The following is a 14,705-nucleotide window of genomic DNA, read 5'->3' as shown; positions in this document are numbered from 1 at the left end:
GTTTATTATCATTCAGCTTACATATATAGACTCCATAGGCTGTTAAAACCGGTAAACAAAAAAATCATGACCCTAAAAATCGAAAAATAAGTCTGAAAATACTAAAAACTTTACAAATTGCAAACTGGTAAAATACCAACTAGTCAGTATGATTAATTTTAGTAAAGAGGTGGGATTCATGAATTTCAATCATTCCGATAAAGTGAAACAATTGGAAGCAAGGCTGACAGAATTTTTGGAAGAGTTTATCTACCCAAATGAGAACGTTTATAAGGAGCAGATTGGTAAAAGTGATCGCTTTTCAAAGGTTCCTCCAATCATGGAAAACCTAAAAGAAAAGGCGAAGGAAAAGGGGCTTTGGAATCTGTTTTTGCCTGAAAGCGAATATGGCGGAGGACTGACGAATCTTGAGTATGCTCCTCTTTGTGAAATTATGGGGAGATCCAGTATGGCACCTGAGGTTTTCAATTGCGCAGCTCCCGATACAGGCAATATGGAGGTTTTAGTCCGCTATGGGACTGAGGAACAAAAACAGCAATGGCTGCAGCCGCTCCTAAGAGGAGAAATCCGCTCGTGTTTTTCAATGACTGAGCCGGATGTAGCCTCATCTGATGCAACGAACATCCAGTCAAGCATCGTTCGGGATAGAGACGAGTATATCATAAACGGAACAAAATGGTGGTCGTCTGGTGCCGGTGATCCCCGCTGCAAAATTGCCATTGTTATGGGTAAAAATGATCCTTCTGCCCCTAAGCATGAACAGCAATCCATGATCTTGGTGCCGCTGGATACTCCTGGTGTGACGATTAAAAGGGTTTTGCCTGTGTTCGGTTATGACCATGCACCCCATGGACATGCGGAAATTGAATTTAAGAATGTGCGTGTGCCTGCAGCAAATATGCTTTTGGGGGAAGGCAAGGGATTCGCAATAGCACAGGGGCGTTTAGGCCCAGGCAGGATCCATCATTGCATGAGAACCATCGGTGCTGCAGAACGAGCTTTAGAGGAATTGTGTAAGCGTGTTCAGGACAGGGTTGCCTTTGGAAAGAAGCTGTCTGAACAAGGGGTTATCCAGGAATGGATTGCAGAAGCGAGAATTGATATTGAACAGGCCAGGCTGCTTACACTCAAGGCGGCTTTCATGATGGATACAGTCGGCAACAAAGAGGCAAAAGCTGAAATAGCGATGATAAAAGTAGTTGCGCCAAAAATGGCCTTAAAAGTCATTGACCGGGCTATCCAGGCATTTGGAGCAGCAGGGGTCAGTGAGGACTATACATTGGCAGCCGCTTGGGCAAATATCCGGACGCTGAGATTGGCTGATGGGCCGGATGAGGTTCACAAGAGAGCCATTGCACGATATGAATTGAAAAAATATATGTAGGGAGGCTTGATTATGCATGTGAAGGAGTTATTTTCCTTAACAGGAAAAACCGCGATCGTAACTGGAGGCGGCAGAGGGCTGGGGGAACAAATCGCGATAGGTTTTGCTGAAGCAGGAGCCAATGTCGTCGTTTGTTCCAGAAAACTGGAAGCATGTGAAGAGGTTAGCCAAAAACTAAAGGGGCTAGGCGTAAATTCCATGGCTTTAAAATGTGATATCACAAATCCTGAAGATGTGAAGAATGTAGTCGATCAAAGCATGGAAAAATTCGGCAGCATAGATATTCTCGTCAATAACAGCGGTTCCTCATGGGGGGCACCGGTCGAAGAAATGCCGCTCGAAGCCTGGCAAAAGGTCATCAATGTGAATGTAACTGGAACCTTTTTAATGTCGCAGGCAGCGGGTAAGGTGATGCTGGAGCAGGGATCCGGAAAAATAATCAACATTGCCTCAGTAGCTGGACTTAAAGGGTCTAACCCCGAATATATGAATGCCATCGGATACAACTCCAGTAAGGGGGCTGTAATTACTTTTACCAAGGACCTAGCCGTAAAGTGGGGGCCTCGCGGCATTTATGTAAATGCGATTGCGCCGGGATTTTTCCCGACAAAAATGTCCAAAGTTTTGCTGGAGAAAGGGGGCAGCGGAATTCTGGAAGGAACTCCGTTAAGGAAATTTGGTTCGGATACAGACCTTAAAGGTGTAGCTGTATTTTTGGCTGCTCCAGCCTCGGATTATATTACTGGTGATGTTCTTGTCGTGGATGGCGGAACGCATGTGCTATAAACTAAATCGCAAAAAGGAGGTCAATTGAAATGAACAGAGATGCAGTCATTGTGTCAGCAGTCAGGACGGCAATCGGGAAGCAGGGAGGTGCGCTGGCTACAATTCCAGCGAATGTCTTTGGAGCGGAAGTGCTGAAAGAAGCTATAAGACGTGCAAATGTTGAGCCTGGTGAAATCGATGATGTCATTATGGGAAATGTAATTAGCGGAGGCGGGAATATCGCTAGGCTGACGGCCTTGCAAGCTGGTCTCTCCCTCGAATTGCCTGGCATGACAATCGATCGTCAGTGCGGGTCCGGAATCAATGCCGTAAACCTTGCAGCACAGGCAATATGCGCGGGCAATGGCGATGTTTACCTAGCAGGCGGCATAGAAAGTATGAGCAGAGCACCGTACCTGATGGATCGCCCCGAAAAATCTTATAGTCCAGTCCCGCCCAGGTTCAGAAAATCACAGCTTTCCCCAAAAGAAATAGGGGATCCGCCAATGGGGATCACAGCGGAAAATCTCGCTGAAAAATATTCAATCAGCAGGGAGGAGCAGGATGAATTCTCCCTCTCAAGCCAGAGAAAAATGGCCTATGCCATGGAAGATGGACGTTTCGAAAAACAGATTGTCCCTATTACAATTCCTGTCAGAAAAGGGGACCCGTTCCTATTTAAAAGAGATGAACACCCTCGCCCGCAAACAACACTTGAAGCTTTATCCAAGCTGCAGCCGGCATTTTTACAGGGAGGTACCGTTACGGCAGGCAGCAGTTCAGGCCTGAACGATGCGGCAGCTGCACTTGTTGTCATGTCAAGGGAGAAAGCAGCAGAACTCGATGTAAAGCCTTTGGCTGTAATAAGAGAACAAGCTTTGGCAGGGGTGGATCCAAACATCATGGGAATAGGTCCTGTCCCAGCAGTAAGGAAAGTTCTTGAGAAATCTAGGCTAACACTGGACGACATGGATCTCATTGAAATCAACGAGGCCTTTGCTGCTCAGGTTATTGCCTGTAACCGTGAGCTTAACATGGATATGGAAAAAGTGAATGTGAACGGCGGTGCCATTGCTCATGGGCATCCATTAGGAGCAACAGGAGCTATTCTGATTACAAAGGCAGTGTATGAGCTCGAAAGAAGAGGCGGGAGATATGCATTAATTACGGCTTGTATTGGCGGCGGTCAGGGAATTGCAACCATTATTGAGCGAGAATAATAACAAAAGGGGAGATATAAACGCTAAAACAGCTGTCTCCCCTTTGCAGGATAGCCACAAAAATATTATGAAGAAAGGAGGATGGGCTTTATGGCTTCTGATACGATTCCTATCAGAAAAGGGGAAGAATTGGATGCTGCAGCAATTGAGACATTTATGAGAGAGCATTTACCCAACCTTCCTGAAGAACCTCTAACTGTTGAACAATTTAGTTTTGGAAAGTCAAATTTAACCTATTTGCTGAAATTAGGTAATTGGGAAGCGGTTTTAAGACGTCCGCCTTTAGGGCCAGTTGCCCCAAGAGCTCATGACATGGAAAGAGAATACCGGATACTGGAAGAAATCAGCCCGCATTTCCAGGCAGCTCCTAAGCCTTTTTTATATGCAGATAAAAGTGTAATGGGGACTCCATTTTTTATAATGGAAAGAAAAAAAGGGATCGTTTTAGATACCGATTTCCCTGAAGGGGTTGTCCCGACAAAAGAAATCTGCAGAAACTTGTCAGAAACGATGGTCGATCATCTCGTGGCTCTTCATAATATCGACTATACAAAAACAGGGTTAACAGAGATAACCAGGCCGGAAGGGTTCATGAAAAGGCAGGTCAGTGGATGGATTCAGCGGTATGAAAAGGCTAAAACGGACGACATTGAGGGTGTGGAGAAGCTGAAGAAATGGATGATCACTCATGTCGCTGAATCAGAAGAACCAGCTATAATCCATTATGATTACAAGTTAAACAATTCAATGTTTGATGAGCAATTAAAGCAAATGGTCGGGCTGTTCGATTGGGAGATGACTACCGTCGGGGATCCGCTTGCAGATCTAGGTGTCGCAATGTGCTATTGGATTGAGCCTGATGATTCTGAGCTTTTGAAAAGGGGCATGGGAAAGCCGCCAATCACAGCCACTTCGGGATTTATGACCAGAGATGAGTTTATGGAGAGCTATGCCAAGAAAAGCGGCAGGGATTTGACAAATATGAATTTTTATCTAACTTTTGCCTACTTTAAGCTTGCGGTTATTTGCCAGCAGATATATTACAGATGGAAAAAAGGACAGACAAAGGATGAACGGTTTTCAAGACTTGATGATTTTGTATGCGGCCTGATTCAATATTCACTTTATACAGCTGATAAGAAATGAAAAACGGATTGGGGTGCTGAACATGATGAAGATTCATCTTCTGTTAAAGAAGGAAGACATTGACAGCAATAAAATGCACAACAATAAAATTGTCGTCGTTTTTGATGTTTTGCTGGCAACTTCTACTGTCGTCTCTGCTCTGGCATTCGGAGCAAAAGAGGTTATCCCGGTTCTGGATGGCACTGCAGCTGAAGAAGAATCAAAGGGGATGGAAGAGGGCAGTTTTGTTCTGGTCGGGGAATACCAGGGGAAAACGATTGATGGCTTCCTCTCTCCCAATCCACTTGCATTAAAAGAAAAGATCCAAGGAAAAACCATCATACTATCGACAACAAACGGAACAGTAGCCCTCAAGAATTCCTCAGAAGCAAACGCTGTCTATGCTGCTTCCCTGCTCAATTCCAGGGCAGTTGCAAATCATATTTTAAAAGAATACAAGGGTGAGACAATCATCTTGGTTTGCTCGGGCTCATCGAATGAATTTAATTTGGAAGACTTCTTTGGGGCAGGATGCTTCATTGATTCCCTTTTGAAACAGTATAACGGTGAAATCGATCTTACTGACTCTGCTATAGCTTCCCATAGGTTCTATCAAACAAACAAACAGAATGGTGCCGATGTATTAAAAGCTTCGCGTGTTGGCCAAATGCTTTCCATAAATGGGTTTGAAAAGGAAATTGATTTTATCTCACAGGAAGGTGCATTTACAGTGATTCCCAAGCTGGAAGGGAAAAAATATATTATCTCCGTTTAAGTAACCATCAATTGATAGCGTTTACATAAAAGGAGACACACTTGATGCCGTTAAAACAGGAGTTAAAGCCTTGCTGGAGGCATTCGCCAAATATCCGGCACCGTCAATTGAAGAGCAGACTCCTGATAGGCAATAAAGGTATTTGAAACAATCATGCAAGCAGCCAAGCAAGGCGGAAAAGCTGACCAATATAGAGGATCAAAGATGAAAGGGTTATTACCGAACATGGAATAGAATAAAGCAAAAAGGCAGGTGAGGAAAATATTCTTTTCATTATTTAATGCCGTCTGTATAAAAAACTATTAAACAATAAAGGAGGAGAATGATGGAGATTTTGATTCAGCAGCTGTTCAATGGGCTGACAATCGGAAGTGTATATTCACTTGTTGCCCTGGGGCTGACCCTAGTATATGGTATCCTTCATATTCCAAACTTTGCACATGGCGCTTTGTACATGATGGGTGGCTATATTACCTTAATGATGATGGTGAATTACGGCCTTCATTACTGGCCGGCCATTCTTGTTTCTGTTTTAGCAGTTGGTTTAATCGGCGTGCTAATGGAAAGGCTCGTTTTTCATCCATTAAGAAATGCCCCTCCTATTCATGACAAAATTGCTGCTATAGGCATTCTGCTATTTTTGGAAGCTTTTGCTCAATATGTCTGGGGTGCTGAATATCAAACGATGCCATCTCCATACGGTCAGGTCGTTCAGCTTTTCGGGCTGACATTTACAATGCAAAGGCTATTGATTATCGTTTCAGCTATTGTGGTCATGCTTCTCCTATATATGTTTCTGAAGAAAACCTTTACCGGGGCAACTATCATTGCGATGTCACAGGATCGGGACGGTGCTAACCTGGTTGGAATTAATACAAGCCGAGTGGCAATCCTTACGTTCCTGATTTCGGGAGGGCTGGCAGCCATCGCAAGCTCCCTGGCCGCACCTATTAACCTAGTCTTTCCAGGAATGGGCCACCTGGTCATTCTGAAAGCTTTCGTCATCATTATTCTTGGGGGAATGGGAAGCATACCTGGTGCGATTGTAGGGGGCTATATTTTGGGATTTTCAGAAAGCCTAGGGGCAACCTATATTTCAAATGATTATAAAGATATCATTGCATTTATCCTCCTGGTCATTATCTTATCAATTAAGCCTACCGGCCTGTTTGCAAAGGGAGGGCATTGAAGATGAAAATATTAAAACGGCAATATATCATTCTGGCAATGCTGTTATTTGCCATTTTCTTTCCTCTGCTTACACAAAATGAATACCTGGTTCATGTGATGACACTTTCATTCATCTGGATGATCGGTGTGTATGGCTTAAATTTATTGGCTGGCTATACTGGGTATTTATCCTTGGCACATGCGGGCTTTTTCGCGATTGGTGCATATTCGCTCGGCTTGCTGACTGTAAAAACGCAGATGAATTTTTGGGCTGCTTTTGTACTGGCACTTGTCATTACCAGTGTTATAGGCTTTTTGGTGGGCCTCATTGCGTTAAGGACCAAGGAACATTTCTTTGCGATTTACACCTTGTGTGTCGGCTATATCATTTATTTAGTCATTGATAAATGGGATAGTTTAACCGAAGGGGTCCGGGGACTGATTGGGATTCCTGCACCAGGAAACATCGGACCGATTTCATTTCAGACACCATTGTCGCAATACTACCTGGTCTTGTCTATCTTGCTTCTGTCCGTTCTGGTCATGTATCGGATTATCCATTCACTGACTGGAAGAACGTATATTGCTATACGCAATAGCGAGGAGCTTGCCCAGACCATTGGAATTTCGACAATAAAGAATAAGCTGGCTGCATTTGTGCTATCCACTTTTTTTGCAGGATTATCAGGTGCTCTTTATGCGTCATTCATCCGCTTTATAGGTCCGGATATTGGGCATACCGTTATTACTTTTGATCTGCTGACATATTTGCTGGTTGGCGGAATCGGAACACTTTCAGGACCGATTGTCGGGACTGTTTTAGTTGTATGGATTTCTCAGCAGCTGCAATTTTTGCAGGATTACAGAATGCTCATTTTTGGACCTGTTCTTACGCTGCTCGTTATTTTTTATCCCCGTGGGATCGTTGGTGCCATTGCCAGCTGGAATAATAAGCGGGCAGGTAGAACGAAACAGCTTGCCCTCAAGGATACCCAAAAGGATGACCGCTTTGCCAGCAGTGAAATAGCACCTGAAAATCAAGTAAAGGAGGGGTAAGGATGTTCCTGGAAACGAGAAATTTAACAAAAAGATTTGGAGGCTTGACTGCTGTCAATAATGTTGATTTTTCTATTGAACAGGGGAAGATTAATGCGATCATCGGCCCGAATGGGGCTGGTAAATCTACCTTTTTTAATTTAATGAGCGGCTTCCATTCTCCCAGTTCTGGAAAAGTGTTTTTTAAAGGGCAGGATATAACTTCTCTGCCTTCCAATAAGATCGCTAAGCTGGGTATAGCCAGGACCTTTCAGACTACCAATCTATTTGAACAATCAACGGTTCTTGATAATGTAATTGTCGGTCACCGGTTAAGGACAAAATCCACTTTGATCGACGCGATTTTCAGGACTCCAAGGCTGAAGCATGAAGAAGAACAATGCCGTGAGAAAGCCATGGAAGTTATCGAATTTGCTGGATTGAAAAAAGTAGAAGATAAACTTGTTGGCAGTTTGACACAGGAAGAGAAAAAACGCACTGCGTTTGCTCTTGCACTCGCAACAGACCCTGAAATTGTATTTCTTGATGAGCCTGCAGCAGGTGTAAATCCGGAAGAGACCGAAGGATTGGCGGAATTGATGGAAAAAATGGTCCAAAACAGCATAACAGTATGTCTTATTGAGCACAAAATGCGGATGATTATGAAATTGGCAGATAAAATCATGGTTTTAAACTATGGTGAAAAGATTGCGGAGGGAACTCCTGAGGAAATAAGGAATAATCCTACTGTCATAAAGGCATATCTGGGAGGGAGCGCGAGTGCTTGAATTAAGGGATGTATCCGTAAAATATGGCAGTTTTACAGCAGTCCAAAATGTGAACATTGATGTTTCAGCTGGAGAGATCGTTGTCCTGCTAGGTGCAAACGGAGCTGGGAAAAGTACAGTTTTCAGGACAATCAGCCGCCTTAACAAAGCTTCTTCGGGAAGTATTCTTTTCGAAGGAAGCTCCATATCCAAAAGCTCTCCAGATAAAATTGTCAAGTCAGGAATTGTCCAATGTGCCGAGGGAAGAAGGCTATTTCCAATGATGACTGTATACGAAAACTTAAAAATGGGTGCATATGTTCACAGGAGTCACAGGAATAAGACAAAAGATTCAATGGAGTATGTTTTTGAGTTATTTCCGATTTTAAGAGAAAAGCAGAATGACATGGCGGGTTCGTTAAGCGGCGGCCAGCAGCAAATGCTGGCAATAGGCAGGGCACTGATGGCAAAGCCAAAGCTGATGCTGCTGGACGAACCATCAATCGGACTTGCACCATTGATTGTTGAGCAAATGTTTGAAGTAATCCAGAAAATTAACAGTGAGGGCACCACCATTCTCCTGGCAGAGCAAAATGCAAATGCCGCTTTGAAAATCGCAGATAAAGGTTATGTGTTTGAAAACGGTTCAGTGGTTCTTGAAGGTACCTCGGAAGAGCTATTTTCGAATGATGAAGTAAGGAAAGCTTATATTGGTGCATAAGCCAATGTTGGCTTATAGGAGGTGATGGCCGCGTCTATTAAGTTCGGAATATTCTAAAATTTAAAAAATATTAAAGCTTCCTTTAATATTTTCACACTGTTGATTGGAGGAGAAGACGTGGAACCCTCGAAAATGCCTTCGCATTTTCTTCATGCAGTGCATATTCGAAGAAGCTAATCCAATATGTCCCGCGGGAGAGCGAAAAGGGAGACCACACAGACGCACACGCGCTGAGGAGCGTCAGACCGCCTGCGGAAAGCAAACATGGGAATGGAAATCAACTAACAAGGTTAACAGAGCTATTAAAAATAAGGGGGAAATGTTCAATATGCCAAGAAAATGGGTCTTTTTAAGTATAATATTTGCCTTAATGATAAGCCTTTCAGCATGCAGTTCCTCGCAGCAGACAACAGCAAATGGAGAGAAAGCCGGTTCAAACGATGAGGGGACAGTCAATATAGGATACACGGGGCCTTTAAGCGGCCCAGCTGCCTTTTATGGAGAGCGTACACTGAATGGTGTAAAAATGGCAGCTGAAGAAATAAACGATGCGGGCGGATTTGAAGTTAATGGAAAAAAATATAAACTGAATGTTGTATCGTTAGATGATAAATATTTGCCAAATGAAGCAGGCGCCAATGCCAAGAGGCTGATGCAGGAAAATAAGACTCCAATTATTTTCACACCTCACAGCGGCGGAGTTGCTGCTCTTCAGGTATTTAACCAGATGGAAAAATTCATTATTGGCGCATATACAAGTGAACCGCAGATCACTGAAAATGGAAACAAATTAACCGTTCGAATTCCACCGCGATATGATGGTTATATTGAACCTTTCACCCAATATGCAATGGGAAAATTCGGAAAGAAGATTGCCTTTCTTCCGACTGCATCACAATATGGAAAAGACTGGGCTGAAGAACTGCAGCCATATTGGGAGGAACAGGGCGGCAAAGTGGTCTACAATTCTTCGATTGACTTTGCAAAAGAAACAGATTTTTTCACAATTGTCACGAATGCGTTAAAAGAAAACCCTGATGTATTATTTATCGGCGGACCGTCTGAACCAACCGCAAAAGTTGCAAAACAGGCAAGAGAACTTGGCTTCAAGGGCGGTTTCATTGTGATGGACCAGGCCAAATTTGATGAAATGAAGAAAGTGACAGACACATACGATGTTCTAAACGGTGCAGTAGGGGTTATGCCGCTGGTTAATTCCGATAGCCCGGGAGTTCCAAATTTTGTTAAAAACTATAATGAGAAATATAATGTAGATCCGGGCTCCGAAGCTGGTTTAAATTATTTTGCAACTTATGCGTTTATTGAAGCGATGAAAGCTGCCGGCACAGCAGATGACCCTGAGAAAATCATGGCACATATGCAGGACGGTTTGGATAATATGCCTGAAGACAAGAAGGTATATCTCATCCCGACGATTGATGAGCAAGGCGGATTTGATGCGGAATTGACTGTGGCAGCAATTGAGGATGGCAAAATTGTGCCTATAAAGGTGGAGTAAAAGCAGGTTTTTTGCTAACCTCAAATAATTCGGAGCTGCAGAAAAATAGAAGTTAGGAGCTGGTATATGCCAGCTTCTTTTTTTAGGTTTTGTTAAAGATTAATATTGGTATTGGTATTCTGTAAATGGAAAGGAAGAAGCGAGACTTCTCCAAAATACATTCACATTTCCTTCGTGCAGGAGAGCCAGTCTTATTAATTGGTTTACCCTATAACTAAAAGGAATAATGATAATAAATTATATGTATTTTATTTATAGATAAATATCATTACATAATAAACTGCAACAAGAGTTATTTGATCTCTGATCCGCTGGATAGCAGAGTGTTTCAGGATACAAGGGATGTTGTTTTTAGGGAGTCCAGTAAACAGGCACAGCGTGTCTCGAGATCCTGTAGAGTCCTGCATTAATTCATTTGAACAAATTTTTCCTGAGGAGGCATGTTCTAAATGTCAAATTCATAGTATCAAAAATATGTAGCTGCTGGTTTTGCCATTGGAAATGAATAATCACTTTCGTCACTCTAAATTAAGGGCTATTTTCAAAGGGTCTTCTCTTTAAGCAGGCTAATTTGTTTAACCACTGAGTTGATTGAAGCGGAAGCGGAGGGTACTTAACCATAGAAAATGCATTCATTTCCTCCGTGCGGTACCTATTCAGGGAAGCAAGTTCAATGTTTTGCAAGAAGTGAGGGAGTGGGAGATCCTGCAGGCCAGGGGAAACTCTCATTCCTCCCCGCGGAAATCAAGGGACAACAACATCATCTTTCTTAAGAAAAGAGCCAAATTAATTTAAAAAGGAGATTGATACCGATGAAAGTATACGAAGTAATCGAGACGCAGGAGATGTTCCGTGGTGCAATCATTGAAGACTATTATATTATTTATGAGCAAACAGAAAACAAAGTTTTTGAAAATCGAAACAATCATCTGTTTCAGCAGGAAAGATTTTTAGAAGAGACAGTTAATGTTTTTAAAGGAAACCCGCACTCCACCCTAAAAAAAGTAAAAGCCTATCCCATTCGCCACCTTGCATCTGGAGATATCCGCGAAACAATTAGAAACGACTTTCCGGACCTCTTTAAGAAACTGAACAGGTCTCCGGCATAATAACAGGCAGCCTCTATTTGATGGAGGCTGTCCTTTTTTATAAAACCCCATAATGGAAAAATAACCTATCTATCTGTATGATGGTATAACAGTAAAAAGAAAACTTCTGCACGGCAGTTTTTCCGTGAAAAATAGGGAATAATCCAGATGAGAACTTATTAGAGGGGTGGAGCAATGATTCAATTTGACAATGTGTCAAAACAGTATGGGAATGGAACCAAGGCAGTTGATTTAATTAATTTACATATAAAAGAAGGCGAGTTCTTCGTTATTATCGGTCCGAGCGGTTCTGGAAAAACAACCGTTCTGAAGATGATTAATAGATTGATTCCTTTGACATCAGGAACGATATCCATCAAAGGCAAACGGATAAGTGATTATGACATTCATGAGCTCCGTTGGGATATCGGCTATGTCCTCCAGCAGATTGCTCTTTTTCCTCATATGACAATTGCGGAGAACATTGCAATTGTACCCGAGCTAAAGAACTGGGAACAGGGAAAAATCAAAGAACGGATTGATGAGTTATTGGAAATGGTCGGATTGGAGCCTGACATCTACCGCAGCAGAAGGCCGCATGAACTCTCAGGGGGACAGCAGCAAAGAGTCGGAGTAACAAGAGCCCTGGCCGCCAATCCGCCCATCATCCTGATGGACGAGCCTTTTAGTGCGCTGGATCCCATAAGCAGGGAAAAGCTACAGGACGACCTAATCCATCTTCAGAAAAAAATAGAGAAGACAATCGTCTTTGTCACACATGACATGAAGGAAGCTTTAAAGCTCGGTGACCGCATTTGTGTCATGAAGGACGGGAATATCGTGCAAGTTGGCACTCCAGAGGAGCTTCTTGCTAACCCGGAGGATGAATTTGTGCGGCAGTTTGTCGGGAAAGAGCGGGGACCGTACATGGAGGGATTCAGCCTTGAAGATATCCTCCTTCCGATTTCAGAAACCGAACAGAAGGGGGCAGTTATTTCCGTCTCAGCTTCACTGGAAGAAACGCTTCGTTTATTGGCCGCTCATGATGAACTTGCTGTGGAAGAGGGAGGAAACATCATTGGAATAGTTAACAGGCAGGCTTTTATACGTAAGCTGGCTGGCAGCATGAAGAAAGAGGTGAGGTCATGAATACCTTCAGCTCTGTTTTTAATGAGAGGAAAGGGCAATTATTAAGTGTACTTATAGAGCATATACAGATTTCGCTAATTGCTTTGTTTTTTGCCGTCCTAATTGCGATCCCGCTTGGAATTTATCTGGCTAACAAACAAAAAATAGCAGAGGGGATCATTGGAGTGACGGCAGTATTGCAGACTGTTCCCTCATTAGCTTTGCTTGGTCTTTTAATTCCCTTTTTCGGCATTGGGAAAATCCCGGCTATTATCGCACTAGTCGTATATGCACTTCTGCCCATTCTAAGAAATACATATACAGGCATAAAGGAAGTGGATGATTCTATTATCGAAGCGGCAAGGGCAATGGGAATGAACAGGAGGAAAAGGCTCTTGAAGATAGAGCTTCCTCTCGCCATGCCGGTGATAATGGCCGGAATCCGAACAGCTATGGTTTTAATTGTCGGAACGGCTACACTTGCAGCATTAATTGGAGCAGGAGGACTGGGTGACCTGATACTCCTTGGAATCGACCGGAATAATACGGCACTGATCGTTCTTGGGGCCATACCTGCAGCCATATTGGCAATTCTTTTTGACATGCTGCTGCGCCGCTTCGAGCATATGTCATTTAAAAGATCGCTTACAGCGCTGGTGCTATTCATTTGTTCGATGATACTGGTTATGACAATCCCTTTACTGACAAATAAAACAGAAGAGGACCTTGTCATTGGCGGGAAGCTTGGTTCAGAACCGGAAATACTTATTAATATGTACAAATTACTGATTGAAAATGAAACCGACCTTAACGTTGAGTTACAGCCTGGATTAGGAAAGACGTCGTTTGTCTTCAATGCGCTGAAATCAGGAAGCATCGATGTGTACCCTGAGTTTACCGGTACAGCCATTGCCGAATTTTTAAAAGAGACAGCGGTAAGCACCGACCGTGGAGAGGTTTATGAGCAGGCGAGAAAAGGAATGAAGGAACAATACGGCATGGAGCTGTTAGAACCGATGGTATACAATAATACCTATGCTTTGGCAGTTCCTAAGCAATTGGCCGAGGAATTTAGCCTGCAATCCATTTCAGATCTAAAAGCAGTCGAGCAAGACATAAAAGCTGGCTTCACCCTTGAATTCTCGGATCGGAAAGATGGCTATCGGGGCATTCAGGAGCTATATGGCCTAGATTTTCCAACTGTTTTAACCATGGAGCCTAAGCTGCGTTATGGAGCAATCGAAAAAGGAGAAATCAACCTGGTGGATGCTTATTCTACAGATAGTGAAATCGCAAGATATAACCTCACTGTCCTGGAGGATGACAAGAATCTGTTCCCTCCGTATCAGGGTGCACCATTGCTAAGAGCAGAAACAGTAGAGGAACACCCCGAATTGATTAGAGCCTTAAACAAACTGAGCGGTAAAATCAGTGACGATGAAATGCGTGAAATGAATTATAAAGTCAATGTTGAAGGGGCAAGTGCTGAAGAAACTGCCCGGGAGTATTTGGAGAAGGAGGAGCTTCTGAAGTAGTACTCGAAAACCGTCTGGAGAGAATCCGGGCGGTTTTTGCATGGAGAACTGTTTTAAATTATGCCCAATTATCATACACATTTCTTAATCGAACTTGTGCTTAAGGAGATGTTGGCATGCAATATGAGATGGAAAAAGCAAACCTGCTCGCTGAAAATATTAAGGACTTTCTTGCCTTTCTCGATAAAAATCTTGAAAGAAATATCTTTTATATGGACACTGACAAATTACATCAAATCAAATTGATTGCTGCAGACTTTAAGTTCCATATCCTCGCAGATGAGCTGTACAGAATCAATCGCTTTGTCTGGGACCCAAAGTACACAAATTATTTGGTGGACCGGTTTGTAAAAGGGCTCACCATTATTGATGAATATGTACATAGAAACTATAACAGCCTGTTTATGGTGACTGGAAGATTATATTCATTGAAGAATCTCAGTTCATTATTCAGCAAAGATTAAAGAGACAAA

14 protein-coding genes are annotated in these 14,705 nt (G+C 42.9%); all 14 read left to right on the top strand.

Annotated features, from left to right (window positions below; translation table 11 throughout):
- Positions 1-178 precede the first annotated feature (178 nt).
- The 14 genes from DFO72_RS07940 (at position 179) to DFO72_RS07875 (ending at position 14,696) form a co-directional block, all read left to right on the top strand.
- The gene (locus DFO72_RS07940) at positions 179-1,384 is read left to right on the top strand and encodes an acyl-CoA dehydrogenase (RefSeq protein WP_113884026.1); all 1,206 of its coding nucleotides are present in this window, start codon (positions 179-181) and stop codon (positions 1,382-1,384) included.
- Between the two features lie 12 nt (positions 1,385-1,396).
- Positions 1,397-2,170 (top strand): SDR family oxidoreductase, encoded by a 774-nt coding sequence (locus tag DFO72_RS07935; protein ID WP_113884025.1) that lies wholly within the window; start codon positions 1,397-1,399, stop codon positions 2,168-2,170.
- A 29-nt stretch (positions 2,171-2,199) separates the two neighbouring features.
- On the top strand, positions 2,200-3,369 hold the full coding sequence (locus DFO72_RS07930; RefSeq protein ID WP_113884024.1) for a thiolase family protein: 1,170 nt from the start codon (positions 2,200-2,202) through the stop codon (positions 3,367-3,369).
- A gap of 90 nt (positions 3,370-3,459) precedes the next feature.
- Positions 3,460-4,515, top strand: a complete 1,056-nt coding sequence (locus tag DFO72_RS07925) for a phosphotransferase family protein (RefSeq protein WP_113884023.1) — start codon at positions 3,460-3,462, stop codon at positions 4,513-4,515.
- A gap of 22 nt (positions 4,516-4,537) precedes the next feature.
- Positions 4,538-5,269, top strand: coding sequence for a 2-phosphosulfolactate phosphatase (locus DFO72_RS07920; RefSeq protein ID WP_113884022.1), 732 nt, complete (start codon positions 4,538-4,540; stop codon positions 5,267-5,269).
- 325 nt (positions 5,270-5,594) lie between these two features.
- Positions 5,595-6,458, top strand: a complete 864-nt coding sequence (locus tag DFO72_RS07915; RefSeq protein ID WP_113884021.1) for a branched-chain amino acid ABC transporter permease — start codon at positions 5,595-5,597, stop codon at positions 6,456-6,458.
- Between the two features lie 2 nt (positions 6,459-6,460).
- On the top strand, positions 6,461-7,495 hold the full coding sequence (locus DFO72_RS07910) for a branched-chain amino acid ABC transporter permease (RefSeq protein WP_113884020.1): 1,035 nt from the start codon (positions 6,461-6,463) through the stop codon (positions 7,493-7,495).
- Between the two features lie 2 nt (positions 7,496-7,497).
- Positions 7,498-8,262: an ABC transporter ATP-binding protein gene (locus DFO72_RS07905; RefSeq protein WP_113884019.1), complete on the top strand. Its 765-nt coding sequence runs from the start codon at positions 7,498-7,500 to the stop codon at positions 8,260-8,262.
- Entirely contained in the window at positions 8,255-8,962 is a 708-nt protein-coding gene (locus DFO72_RS07900) for an ABC transporter ATP-binding protein (RefSeq protein WP_113884018.1), read from the top strand. Before DFO72_RS07905 ends, DFO72_RS07900 begins: the two co-directional genes overlap by 8 nt.
- A gap of 328 nt (positions 8,963-9,290) precedes the next feature.
- Entirely contained in the window at positions 9,291-10,481 is a 1,191-nt protein-coding gene (locus DFO72_RS07895; RefSeq protein ID WP_113884017.1) for an ABC transporter substrate-binding protein, read from the top strand.
- An 812-nt stretch (positions 10,482-11,293) separates the two neighbouring features.
- Positions 11,294-11,590: a hypothetical protein gene (locus tag DFO72_RS07890; protein ID WP_113884016.1), complete on the top strand. Its 297-nt coding sequence runs from the start codon at positions 11,294-11,296 to the stop codon at positions 11,588-11,590.
- Positions 11,591-11,764: 174 nt separating this feature from the next.
- On the top strand, positions 11,765-12,718 hold the full coding sequence (locus DFO72_RS07885; RefSeq protein WP_113884015.1) for an ABC transporter ATP-binding protein: 954 nt from the start codon (positions 11,765-11,767) through the stop codon (positions 12,716-12,718).
- On the top strand, positions 12,715-14,232 hold the full coding sequence (opuFB, locus tag DFO72_RS07880; protein ID WP_113884014.1) for an osmoprotectant update ABC transporter permease/substrate-binding subunit OpuFB: 1,518 nt from the start codon (positions 12,715-12,717) through the stop codon (positions 14,230-14,232). Before DFO72_RS07885 ends, opuFB begins: the two co-directional genes overlap by 4 nt.
- A 116-nt stretch (positions 14,233-14,348) precedes the next feature.
- Positions 14,349-14,696, top strand: coding sequence for a hypothetical protein (locus DFO72_RS07875; RefSeq protein WP_113884013.1), 348 nt, complete (start codon positions 14,349-14,351; stop codon positions 14,694-14,696).
- The last annotated feature ends 9 nt before the right edge of the window (positions 14,697-14,705 follow it).

The sequence above is a fragment of the Cytobacillus oceanisediminis genome, assembly GCF_004366035.1.
GTDB classification, from domain to species: domain Bacteria; phylum Bacillota; class Bacilli; order Bacillales; family Cytobacillaceae; genus Cytobacillus; species Cytobacillus oceanisediminis_C.
The sequence above is the reverse complement of the archived record's forward strand: the minus strand, read 5'-3'. Positions and strand labels throughout refer to the sequence as shown.